At 62.0% G+C, this 9,956-nt stretch carries 14 protein-coding genes; 3 read left to right on the forward strand and 11 right to left on the reverse strand.

What is annotated here, in order from left to right:
• The 5 genes from BN1233_RS48890 to BN1233_RS38685 all read right to left on the reverse strand — a co-directional run.
• Positions 1–439: hypothetical protein (locus tag BN1233_RS48890; protein ID WP_046869005.1), on the reverse strand; the 439-nt coding region annotated here is incomplete at its 3' end.
• A gap of 56 nt (positions 440–495) precedes the next feature.
• Positions 496–927: a hypothetical protein gene (locus BN1233_RS38675; protein ID WP_046869006.1), complete on the reverse strand. Its 432-nt coding sequence runs from the start codon at positions 925–927 to the stop codon at positions 496–498.
• A 110-nt stretch (positions 928–1,037) separates the two neighbouring features.
• On the reverse strand, positions 1,038–1,391 hold the full coding sequence (locus BN1233_RS38680; RefSeq protein WP_046869007.1) for a hypothetical protein: 354 nt from the start codon (positions 1,389–1,391) through the stop codon (positions 1,038–1,040).
• Between the two features lie 209 nt (positions 1,392–1,600).
• Positions 1,601–1,732 carry a hypothetical protein gene (locus BN1233_RS50740; protein WP_280139497.1) on the reverse strand — a complete coding sequence of 44 codons (132 nt, stop codon included), beginning with the start codon at positions 1,730–1,732 and terminating at the stop codon, positions 1,601–1,603.
• Positions 1,733–2,405: 673 nt separating this feature from the next.
• A complete protein-coding gene (locus BN1233_RS38685; protein WP_046869008.1) occupies positions 2,406–2,591 on the reverse strand; it encodes a hypothetical protein in 186 nt (61 codons plus the stop codon).
• 185 nt (positions 2,592–2,776) lie between these two features.
• Between BN1233_RS38685 and BN1233_RS38690 the strand changes: the two genes are divergently transcribed.
• Positions 2,777–3,166 carry a hypothetical protein gene (locus BN1233_RS38690; RefSeq protein ID WP_046869009.1) on the forward strand — a complete coding sequence of 130 codons (390 nt, stop codon included), beginning with the start codon at positions 2,777–2,779 and terminating at the stop codon, positions 3,164–3,166.
• On the opposite strand, the gene BN1233_RS38695 is transcribed toward BN1233_RS38690, so the two are convergent.
• The 5 genes from BN1233_RS38695 to BN1233_RS38715 all read right to left on the reverse strand — a co-directional run bounded on the left by BN1233_RS38695 (position 3,163) and on the right by BN1233_RS38715 (position 5,706).
• Positions 3,163–3,990, reverse strand: coding sequence for an alpha/beta hydrolase (locus BN1233_RS38695; protein WP_046869010.1), 828 nt, complete (start codon positions 3,988–3,990; stop codon positions 3,163–3,165). The two genes, BN1233_RS38690 and BN1233_RS38695, sit on opposite strands and share 4 nt — an antisense overlap.
• 17 nt (positions 3,991–4,007) lie before the next feature.
• Positions 4,008–4,439, reverse strand: coding sequence for a hypothetical protein (locus BN1233_RS38700; RefSeq protein WP_046869011.1), 432 nt, complete (start codon positions 4,437–4,439; stop codon positions 4,008–4,010).
• A gap of 73 nt (positions 4,440–4,512) precedes the next feature.
• On the reverse strand, positions 4,513–4,890 hold the full coding sequence (locus BN1233_RS38705; RefSeq protein WP_046869012.1) for a hypothetical protein: 378 nt from the start codon (positions 4,888–4,890) through the stop codon (positions 4,513–4,515).
• Positions 4,887–5,267 carry a hypothetical protein gene (locus tag BN1233_RS38710; protein ID WP_046869013.1) on the reverse strand — a complete coding sequence of 127 codons (381 nt, stop codon included), beginning with the start codon at positions 5,265–5,267 and terminating at the stop codon, positions 4,887–4,889. Before BN1233_RS38710 ends, BN1233_RS38705 begins: the two co-directional genes overlap by 4 nt.
• 85 nt (positions 5,268–5,352) lie before the next feature.
• Positions 5,353–5,706, reverse strand: coding sequence for a hypothetical protein (locus BN1233_RS38715; RefSeq protein ID WP_046869014.1), 354 nt, complete (start codon positions 5,704–5,706; stop codon positions 5,353–5,355).
• Positions 5,707–5,845: 139 nt separating this feature from the next.
• Between BN1233_RS38715 and BN1233_RS38720 the strand changes: the two genes are divergently transcribed.
• Positions 5,846–6,772, forward strand: coding sequence for an NAD-dependent epimerase/dehydratase family protein (locus tag BN1233_RS38720; protein ID WP_046869015.1), 927 nt, complete (start codon positions 5,846–5,848; stop codon positions 6,770–6,772).
• 168 nt (positions 6,773–6,940) lie between these two features.
• Positions 6,941–8,623 carry a M57 family metalloprotease gene (locus tag BN1233_RS38725; protein ID WP_048710514.1) on the forward strand — a complete coding sequence of 561 codons (1,683 nt, stop codon included), beginning with the start codon at positions 6,941–6,943 and terminating at the stop codon, positions 8,621–8,623.
• A gap of 1,088 nt (positions 8,624–9,711) precedes the next feature.
• Here BN1233_RS38725 and BN1233_RS38735 read toward each other — a convergent pair.
• Positions 9,712–9,936, reverse strand: coding sequence for a hypothetical protein (locus BN1233_RS38735; protein WP_046869017.1), 225 nt, complete (start codon positions 9,934–9,936; stop codon positions 9,712–9,714).
• Positions 9,937–9,956: the final 20 nt, after the last annotated feature.

Consider the following 9,956-nt stretch of genomic DNA (forward strand, 5'->3'; position numbering starts at 1 on the left):
GAACGCCCCAAGTGGGCCAGTCGTCGGCGCGCGTCCAGAAGATCGTCCACTGAACGCCCGGGATGGACGGGAGCAACCTGCCCCCATAGCCGTGCTTGAGCCAGCGTCCCCGGAAATCCAAGAGGATCCCGTAATCGATTAGCGCAAGATCGCGCGCGTCGAAGCGCTCGAGATCGGGGCGGCGGCGCACGACCAGCGGGCTCTTGAAATCGGAAAAGCGGAGGGCTTCGACATAGGAGCGAGCACGGTCGCGCATTCCCTCCTCGACACATCCCCGGTCGTTGACCTGCACGCACATCGGACGATGGCTCCAGCGGTCCGGGATGTGGGTGATCAGGACGCAGACCGGGTTGCCCCGATAGGTCTTGCGCTTCAATTCGAAGACGCGTCCGGGCGCGAGCTCGGCGCGCCATCCGCGCAAGGTCTGAGGTCGGGTCATGATGGGACTTTCAGCTATAAAAAATAAAACCCACCATTCCGGCGGGTTCCTGACGGCTAGGCTGCAATTCCAGGGAGCTCGACCCGGTAGCCGTCGGGCTCTCGATAGGCCCATGCGCCGTTGGCGTTCCAACCGTCTTTGAGGAAGCGTGCGTTCTCGGAGGCGCAGCGATCTTTCAGATCACCCGTGTAGCCGATGGCGCGGAAGAAGGTCGCGCCATCGTCATAGGAGATCATCCGGCCGGTGGCGCCCGGGAAAGCGTACTGGATGTCGTGCGCCTGTTCGCCAATGATCGCCCGGAGGTGCTTGCCCCTGATCGCCGATTCGACCTCGAAGCTCTCCTTGACCGAGTAGCCGTGAATCGGGGACTGACGTCGGAAATTCTCGATGTCTTCGAACTGGTCGATTGTCTGCGTAACGATCCGATGGACGACACCCTTGGGGTCCATCGCGAAAAATTCGGCTGTGGCGTTCTCTTCGTCGGTCATTTCGAATTTCCGGATTTTTGATCTTCTCGGGCTCGGGCCGAGACTCATGAGGGACGGCTCTTCGAAGGTGAAGCAAACCTGCCGATGAGGCGGATTGCCTCTCGGCACCCTCAGGCCGCAACTGTCTCGACCAGGAACGAGCGCCGGCCGAGATCGTCGATACCGAGATCGAACCCTGTGACCGTGATCGCATTCCGGCGAGAAATGCGGAAGACGGGGCGATGCTCGGCGTTTTGGGTGTAGAGCACGACCGTCTGGTCGGAATCGCTGGCGAGGACCTGCCAGATATTCGCTCCATCCTCGTGGCCGGCTCTCGGCCCGATATAGCCGGCGCCGATGCACGAGAGCGTCGTGGTCGCCAGGCCGTTCTTGCGTTCGACGGCAGCGGCAGCAACGGCGTTCGCAAGATCCCAGGACGGGTTCCGCGTCGGGCTGGTCTGATCGGCTGAAGCGGGGGGGTTCATAGCGTCCGTCCTGTTCGTTGGGATTTTGAGGCCCTTGGGGTTCAACCCTCGTGTCGGAGGCAATGCGTTCGGGTGCAAGACGCACGCGGTTATCCACCAGGCCGAGTAGGCTTAGTCGAGGGGAGGCTGCTCTGTGTGCCAGAGCGCCACGAGCGCTCCGATGACGATCGGGGTGCCGACGGAGAAGTACGTGAGGGCGTCGTAGCGGCTCAGGACGGCGGGTGCTTTCGGTGGGTCTCATCATAGTCGCGAGCGACTTTGCGGGACCACCGGACGGCGAGCAGGCCAATGCCGATCAGAATGAGGGGCGTCACCAAGGCATAGACTTGGATGAGGGTCATTTCTGGCGGGCCATGGCGTAGATCGCCAGACCGGCGATCAGTCCCAGGACAGGGCCGAGGAACATCAGGTAGATTTCGGCAGGGCTCATGACGGCCGGCGCTCCCGATATGCCTCATCATAGCGACGGGTTCGTCGGTTCCCGAGCCAGAAGATGATGAGGCCGGCGGCAAGCGGAATGAGCGGCCCGAATAGGAAGTATGCTTCGAACGGCGTCATCGGGCACGCGGGCGCGAATAGCGCTCGTGGAGGAGCACGGCAGCCCAGCCCAGCGCGGCAACCAGGGCCGGCGTCAGGATGAAGGCGAGAACCGCGTAAGCGTTCATGACGGGTTCCGCGTCGCAACCCAGTAGACCAGCCCGCCGATCGCTAAGCTCGAGAGCGGCATAACCATGAGAGACCAGAAAACGGCGTCGCTCATGAGCGGTGACACGGACGCGAACGGCGCCCGTGGAGAAGCACGGCAGTTGCCGCGATGATGATGAGGATCGGGGCTCCGACATAGAACAGGGTGAACGCGTTCACCGAAGTCTCCCGAGCACGCGGCAGGCCATCCAATGTAGCAACAGGCCGGCCAGAAGCCAAAGCGGCGTCCCGATGAGGAAGCCGCCACTGGCCAAGGAAGCCCTAAGGGTTCAGTCCTCGCGTCGGAGGACAATCCCGGTCAGGCGTTGTTCAGTCGGGCTTCTGGCCGACGGCAACATAGATAATCGCATCCGTCTCGCGATCCCGCCAGGCATCACCGGCAAAATCATCACCGCGCCGGATGCGCCGATCATGATCCGGAGCCCGCTGAAAGCGATCGTTGCGGTTGGCGGAGTTCCCGGCCCGCGTGGCGGCGATTGGGCATCCCTGTGTCATGATCTTTTCCTACTGTTCGAGAAAGTCTTGCCGAGTAGGCAGTTCAGGACGTCACTTGGCTGCAATCGCTGAATCTCGCTGTCTTCCTGCTCCCGTGACAGGTCCGACCAAGGCCCTTATCCTGCTCAAGGCGTGAGCAAGAGCGGATCGAAGCCGTGAGCCTTTGGGACGAGATTCGATGTGAGATGCCCCTTCCCGGGGGGCTACTGGCGGCTGACCGCGTATTCGCGACACGGGACACACCAGCACAGTTCTTCGAGCACTACACGATCACAGCCGACGGACGCTTGATCCGCCACGGCAGGAAGTGGGTTCCGGAGGAGGAACGCCCGTATCGGGATCACTCAAGCAAATTGATGAGACTTCATGGAGCGATCCGCCCTGCCCCAGAGCGTGATGAGGAAATCGCCTTCAACGGCGATCTGACTCTCGCGGATCAAAGCTCTGCGTCGAGCCCGACCTATGTCGCGTGCTTCGTCGATGGTCGGTGCGTCCGGATTTTTCTCGAGGAGGATTACCGACAGCGGATGGAGACGGCTCGTCGGAAGATGCTCGCGGGCGAACTGGGCGACTAATCCTGTTCAGCGGCGCGCTCCCGGCAGGCCTGCCGGAATTTCGGTTCTGCTTCGTCATCGGCCAGTCCCAGGATCGAGACGTGATCCCCATTGACTTCGATGAGGCGCGACGAAGACGAGGCCTTGAGGATGAGGGCGCGGGCCGAAGCGACCGGGATCACCGGGTCCTGCTTGCCATGGACGGCGAGGATCGGCGCCCTCACCTGCCCGATCCGGAGATCGGAGCGCATGGGATCCCGCATGAGAAACCCCGGCAAATACTGGAACTGGCGCTTCGCCAAGCTGAGAAGCGACGCATACGGGGCTTCGAGGTAGGCGCCAACCACTTCGTGGGTGGCCGCCATGGCGATCGCCACTCCGGTTCCCAGGGAATGGCCGTGGACCAGGATGGGAGAACCGGGAGCCGTCTTCTGCACGAAGGCCAGGGCCGCGTTGCCGTCCTCCAGGAGGCCGGTCTCGCTGGGCGTCCCTGTCGAGCCGGGATAGCCCCGGTAGGCGATCGCGAGCACGCCCCAGCCATGCTCGGCCCAGGGCCCGTTCGAGAAACGTTCGGCGGCCCATCCGGGAATGCTGGCATTCCCGTGGAAGGACACGACGACAGAGCAGCCGGGCGCCGGCGGCTTCCAGAGGCCGTAGAGGCGCTCGCCGTCCGCGGTCTCGACCGTCACCTCCTGGACATCGCGGGACAGGGTATCGAGGCGGGAGACCGGTGGTAGGAGATGCCGTGGGAACACCATGTTCCGCTGGCTCGCGAACACCACCAGAGCAACCGTGAGCCAGAGGCCGATGACGGCTGCGACAAGGATCCAGATCACGCGCTTCACGAACTCCGCTCACACTCTCAAGAGGCCTTGCGATCGACAAACTGGGCCCGGAACGTGAAGTGCTTGGTGCCGTTCACGGTCTCGGCCTTCCAGTAGCCGCGCAGACGATAGGAAGCGCCCTCCTCCAGGTGCTCGATGAACGAATCGGCGACCTCGCGATCATAGCAGTCGGGGATAAAATACTCGGCGCGGACCGGCCGGCCGTGAGTGTCGGTGCCATAGAGCCGGACGATGCGGTCACTCATCCGCGTGAAGTGCGAGGAGACCTCGGTCAGCGTGAGGTCGAGCGTCTTGGTCGCGAATTGCTCGCGCTTGGCCTCGTGCTCGGCGCGTGCCCGGGCCCGCTCGGCCTGATATTCCGCTTCCCGCTCCTCGGCGGACTTCGGTGTTCCAAGCTTGGAGAACCCGAGGCCGGTGGAGGTGCTGGGGCTCGCGAGCTTGAAAGCCATTTCGTTCTCCTGGGAATTTGAAGCCATCGGGGTTCAATTCCCAATTGGGCGGAATTCCGGTCCCAAGGGCCGATTAGGGTCGATCCGAAGGTTGAGCCATTCCCGAGAGGGCTTCAGCGTCGGCCAGGATCGCGTCGATCTCCGCGGGATCGAGTGTCTCCTTGCACGGAATCGTGGAGCTCTCGCTCTTTGCGGTCGGATCGAATTTCGGGATCGGGAGCGGGCCGCACCATGCGAAGATCGCGTGAATCGGCTCGTCGTGGCTCGGCGCAATCTGGACCTCGCCCTCCTCGAGCCAGACGGACGCGAAGGTCTGGTAGTCGGGAAAATCATAGAGCACGTGCCCGTCCACGCTCGCATTGTCGCCGGAGATCATCACGGCGTAAGGGCCGGGCTCCGTGGGCCGGGTTTCCGGATTGTCCCAGTCGCATTCGTGCCAGGTGAGCGTCATAAGCTCGAGTCTCCATAGCTGTCGATGCAGTAGCGGAACTGGGCGCGGTTGAACTTGAGCACGTTGCAGTCCCAGCCGCCGTAGTAGGTGCCGAAATTGAAATGGCCCATGTCGTCCGACATGTACCAGTTGCGCGGATCGAGCCCCGGATAGCGGACCTCGCGGATGCCGGAACGCATCAGCAGCATGGAGAGGAGGCACAGGCCCTTCATGATGCCGATCCGCCACCAGGGCGCATCCTCGTAGTCGCCGCGGTTTGTGGTGAGGAGCATCCAGAGGGCCTGACCGTAGAGCCGCACACGCTGCCGCAGATATTCGCGGTGCATTTCGGCCTTCTCGGTCTCGGAGAAAAATGTGTCCCAGTCGAGATCGTCCACGTTTTCGTCCCCTCGCTAATTAAAAATTGACCGCACTCCCGATCGTCCTGACTCAGACCGCCCTGCAGCTGGGCCACCAGGCAGATCAGTGGCTGAGAGTCACCGGGAGGCCTTGGGCCTCGAGCGCGTCGAGAACCCGGAGCACGCCTTCGAGAATGGCATCGTGGTCACGGGTCCAGAATTCGAACATCAGCCAGGTCGAGCTTTCGCCCTGCAGGAACCAGCACGGATCCTTCTTGTCGGCAGGCTTCGGCATGCCCATCGGGGCCGATCCGAGATGCCGGAAGCAGGTGGCCCGGAAATTCTCCACGAAGGCGACGCTGTCGTCGCTCTCGTGCGTGATGTGCAATTCGAAGAGATAGCCGCGACCGGGCGTGTCCTGGTGGAGCTTGAGCCAGTAGTGATCGGCCGGCAGGTTGGTCACGGGCGTGCTGGACATGGGCGACTTCTCTCGGGATTTTGAAACCGACAGGGTTCAATCCTCATTCTGAGTAAAGGCGAATGGATCGCACGATTTCGCTTCCCTGGCGGCATGCGTCGGAGCAGCGGATCCGAGGCGACAACGAGGGAGATATGCCATGCGTATCTTCGTGAGTGGCGCGACAGGGGTCATCGGCCGGCGTGTTGTCCCCCAGCTCCTCTCGGACGGGCACGCCGTCACGGCCGTCGTACGCAGCCCGGTTGCTCGCGAGCGGCTGGAAAACGTGGGTGCCTCGTGCGTCGCGGTCGATCTGTTCGATCTCGATGCGCTCAAGCAGGCCGTTATCGATCACGACGTCATCATCAATCTCGCGACCCACATGCCATCCTCCACCTGGAAGATGGTCTTTCGCAGGGCATGGCAGCTGAACGACCGCATCCGGAGCGAAGGGGTCTCGAACCTCGTCGAGGCGGCCCTCGCCGGCGGGGTGACCCGGTTCATCCAGGAGTCCTTTGCGCTCACCTATCCTGATCGGGGTGATCGTTGGATCGACGAGCAGACGCCGCTCGAGCCGGCCGCCTACAACCGGACAGTGCTTGATGCCGAAGCGGCTGCCGCACAATTCGCACGTGACGGGCGCGCCGGAGTGATATTGCGCTTTGCAGCGTTCTACGGCCCCAATGCCATGCAGGTGAAGAGCTATATCGATGGCCTTCGTCGAGGCTGGGCGCTGCTGCCTGGTGCCCCGAACAGTTTCATCTCCTCGGTCGCGCACGACGATGCCGCCGCAGCCGTGATCGCGGCCTTGCAGGCCGGGACCGGCCCCTACAATGTCACCGACGATGAACCGGTCACGCGCGCCGTGTATTTCGGGTCTCTCGCCGAAGCTCTGAACCTCAAGCCCCCGCGGTTTTTGCCGACCTGGACGACGCCCCTTTTCGGATCCGTCGGGCGCTTGATGTCTCGTTCGCTACGCCTGTCCAACCACAAGCTCAGGGTGGAAACCGGGTGGTCGCCGCGCTACCCGAGCGTTCGCGACGGCTGGCGCCCCATGTTGGAACAAATGGATCGAACTTCGGCCTAGCGCAGCGATCTCAAGGAAAGCCGCGTTGCGGGCTCCAAAGTCAAGGTTTGCCGCTACAGCTGACGCGAAAAGCTCTTCATCTCCGGATGTGAACGAGCGCACAAGTCCAGGATGCGGTCAGGCGTAGGATTTCCAAGCTGACGCCATCTTCGTATGCGGAGAACGTCCATGAGGATCTTCGGCCAAACCGACATCGGGTCCGACATCCTGACCAGTGCCTCAGGGGGCGGCTCGTCGGCTCCCGGAGCGGCCGAGGTGGAGCTGACGGGCGACCCCTCCATTGATGACCTGCTCGGCGGCCACAAGTGGAACACGACATCGCTTGGATACACCTTCCCGTCGAAGGCGAGCTTCTATCCTGACGATTACGCTGAGGCCGATGGGTTCCTGGCGGCAACCTCGACGCTTCGCTACACCGTGCAAAAAGCCCTGGAGAACTACAGCGATGTATGCCTGCTCAAATTCACGGAGCTCGCCCCGGACAATAAAAGCGCTGCATTAAATATTGGGATGACTTATCTCAACGATGAGACTGGGAACAAGAAGTACGACGGATACGGCTACTCGCCAGATGACAAGAGCCGCAGCGGCGATCTTTGGATCCATCGAAATTACGAGAACGCCTCGGCATATTATGTCGATACATTCCTGACCAATGTCGTCTTGCATGAGCTCGGGCACACGGTTGGCCTGAAGCATCCGCACGAGGGGGTCGAGGGGGATCCACGGATTCACGATCAGCATGAATTCTCGATCATGAGTTATCGGAGCTATTATCAAGCTCCGCTGGGCGCCAGAAATGATCCTTGGAGCTTTCCGCAGTCCTTGATGATGGACGACATTGCCGCGCTCCAGCATATGTATGGCGCCAATTTCGAGACTCGCTCGGGTGATACGACCTATAGCTTCGACCCGGATGACGGGCGGATGTTCATCGACGGCTTCGCGCAAGGCGAAAAAAGCGGAAGCAAGATTTTTTGCACGATCTGGGATGGCGGTGGGCACGACACCTACGACTTTTCCAACTACATCTACGAGCTGAAAGTCGACCTCACGCCCGGTGGGTGGTCCACGCTGGACAGCACCCAGCTCCCGAACCTCGGTGACGACAAGGTCGCTGACGGGAGCGTCTTCAATGCGCGACTTTATCACGGCGACGCCCGCTCGATGATCGAGGACGCGAAAGGTGGAAGCGCGTCCGACATGATCACCGGGAACTTTTTGGGGAACGCGCTATATGGCAACGACGGAAACGACTCGCTGTTCGGCATGAACGGCGATGACCTGCTGGTGGGCGGCAATGGCGATGACGTTCTCCGGGGCGGAGACGACGCCGACAGGCTGCTCGGGGAGGCAGGAAACGACACGTTGATCGGCGAGCGAGGCGCGGATGCGCTGGACGGCGGCCCGGACAACGATCTGCTCTACGGCGGAGGCGCAAGCGACACGCTCAATGGGAGCCAAGGGAACGATCGGCTCTTCGGCGGCGGCGAGAACGACCTCGTGTACGGAGACGAAGGCGCGGACCGGATCGTCGGGGAAGCCGGGGATGACGACCTCTATGGCGGCACGGAAGACGACACGTTCTATTTCAGGCCCGGCAGCGGAGCCGACCGGGTCCACGACTTCACGCCCGGTGGCACGGAGGACGTGATCGAGATTGGCTACTCCCGGATCAACACGTTCGCGGAGCTGCTTGCGGCAACGTACGACACTGACGAGGGATGCGTGATTGAGATCAACCCGACGACCTCCGTCACCCTTATCGGCGTTGGAAGGAGCCAGCTCACGGCAGCCGACTTCCACGTGCCGATCACCCTCGGCGACGATATCAGCGTCGTCATGGGATAACGAGGAGACGGATCGCAACGAAGGTTGCGCGTTCGACCGCTACCTAGCCCGTCTCTCGCTCGGTTAGGTGGGCCCGACTGGCGGGGAGCGGCTCGGATGAAGCCGAACAGGTTCGACCCTCACTTGTGACGGAAACCGTGCCGAGCGCTGCGTGGGAGCGAATTCCTTAACGTGTGAACGAGCTGCCTCCGTGCCGTACGCTTCCACGCGTACGAGCCGACGCAGTAACACAGTGCGCGTTGTTGTCTGCGAGTCAGCGGACGCTCTTCACGTCAGGTTCAGATACGAACTGGCCTATTGGCCTGCCGCAGCACGAAAGGAGCACGCTTGAATGAGGACAATTTTGCTGGCCCTCGGCGTAAGTTTCGGTCTGACGCTGGCGTCGAACGGCGCGTCTGCCACTCCGCTCGCCAATCCTGGTTCAGCCAATGAGTTATTGCCGCCCTCCAATGTCGAGACCGTCCATTGGCGGGGCTACTACCATTGCCATCGCAATCGCCACGGCAGGCGCTTCTGCCACGGCGGACGCGGTCGAGGTCCGCACTGGGCACGTCCACACCGGCGGGGCCATGGACCTCACTGGCGTCATCACCACCGCGGCCCGGGATCACACTGGGATCGCCCGCATCGGCGACATTGGATGTGATGAAAAGTACTGAGATGCGCTAGGAACAACTCAAAGGCCGGGATTTTTCCCGGCCTTTTTCTGTTTTCACGTCAGGACGTGAACGCGTTACGTCTGGAATCCGGCGAGTTTGGGGTCAGATGTCAATCGATACTCCGCACCAGAGCCTCTCCGACGGTGGGGGACGTCGGGGCGTCCTAAGACGCGTGATCGGTTGGCTGTCTCTGCTGATCAGCGAGCTGGTCGAGTTCGCGCAGAACCCAGCGGCGTGCACGCTGTTCACTGGCCGATCGGCTGGACACGGTCGGAGTGATCCGCAATCCAGTGCGAGGATCGAAAGCGGTGAGTGGCATGGCCAATCCCCCAGCCTGGACTCAACTCTCCAGACTCAACTCTGATGAGCTCAGATTGTTTCGAACGGGTTGACCATTGGTTAACACCGCGGAAGCTTGCGCTGACCCGTTCAGGCTGCGGCGATTGGATCGTCCCACGACGGCTGTCGGGTCATGAGTGCCGTGAGTGTCTCACCAGGCGGTGGCGGATTGCGAATCGCTGCGATCAGAGCCGCCCTGTCCGCATTGGTCAGCGAGGCCAGGATCGCCTCGATTTCCTCATCGGCTACCGGCGCGGAGCTGGAACGGTCCGGAACAGGGTGCGGATTGCGCCGTTTCCAGTCCTGAAGGGACATCCGGTTTCCGCCGTTGCACT

Origin of the sequence: Microvirga massiliensis (assembly GCF_001006805.1) — a bacterium.
GTDB lineage: Bacteria > Pseudomonadota > Alphaproteobacteria > Rhizobiales > Beijerinckiaceae > Microvirga > Microvirga massiliensis.

Excerpts from the sequence above, each read along its gene's own strand:
- BN1233_RS38715 (WP_046869014.1), bottom strand. The coding sequence starts at position 5,706 with ATGTCCAGCACGCCCGTGACCAACCTGCCGGCCGATCACTACTGGCTC.
- BN1233_RS50740 (WP_280139497.1), bottom strand. The coding sequence starts at position 1,732 with ATGACCCTCATCCAAGTCTATGCCTTGGTGACGCCCCTCATTCTGATC.
- BN1233_RS38720 (WP_046869015.1), top strand. The coding sequence starts at position 5,846 with ATGCGTATCTTCGTGAGTGGCGCGACAGGGGTCATCGGCCGGCGTGTT.
- BN1233_RS38690 (WP_046869009.1), top strand. The coding sequence starts at position 2,777 with ATGCCCCTTCCCGGGGGGCTACTGGCGGCTGACCGCGTATTCGCGACA.
- BN1233_RS38735 (WP_046869017.1), bottom strand. The coding sequence starts at position 9,936 with ATGTCCCTTCAGGACTGGAAACGGCGCAATCCGCACCCTGTTCCGGAC.
- BN1233_RS38700 (WP_046869011.1), bottom strand. The coding sequence starts at position 4,439 with ATGGCTTTCAAGCTCGCGAGCCCCAGCACCTCCACCGGCCTCGGGTTC.
- BN1233_RS38725 (WP_048710514.1), top strand. The coding sequence starts at position 6,941 with ATGAGGATCTTCGGCCAAACCGACATCGGGTCCGACATCCTGACCAGT.
- BN1233_RS38705 (WP_046869012.1), bottom strand. The coding sequence starts at position 4,890 with ATGACGCTCACCTGGCACGAATGCGACTGGGACAATCCGGAAACCCGG.
- BN1233_RS38675 (WP_046869006.1), bottom strand. The coding sequence starts at position 927 with ATGACCGACGAAGAGAACGCCACAGCCGAATTTTTCGCGATGGACCCC.
- BN1233_RS38680 (WP_046869007.1), bottom strand. The coding sequence starts at position 1,391 with ATGAACCCCCCCGCTTCAGCCGATCAGACCAGCCCGACGCGGAACCCG.
- BN1233_RS38685 (WP_046869008.1), bottom strand. The coding sequence starts at position 2,591 with ATGACACAGGGATGCCCAATCGCCGCCACGCGGGCCGGGAACTCCGCC.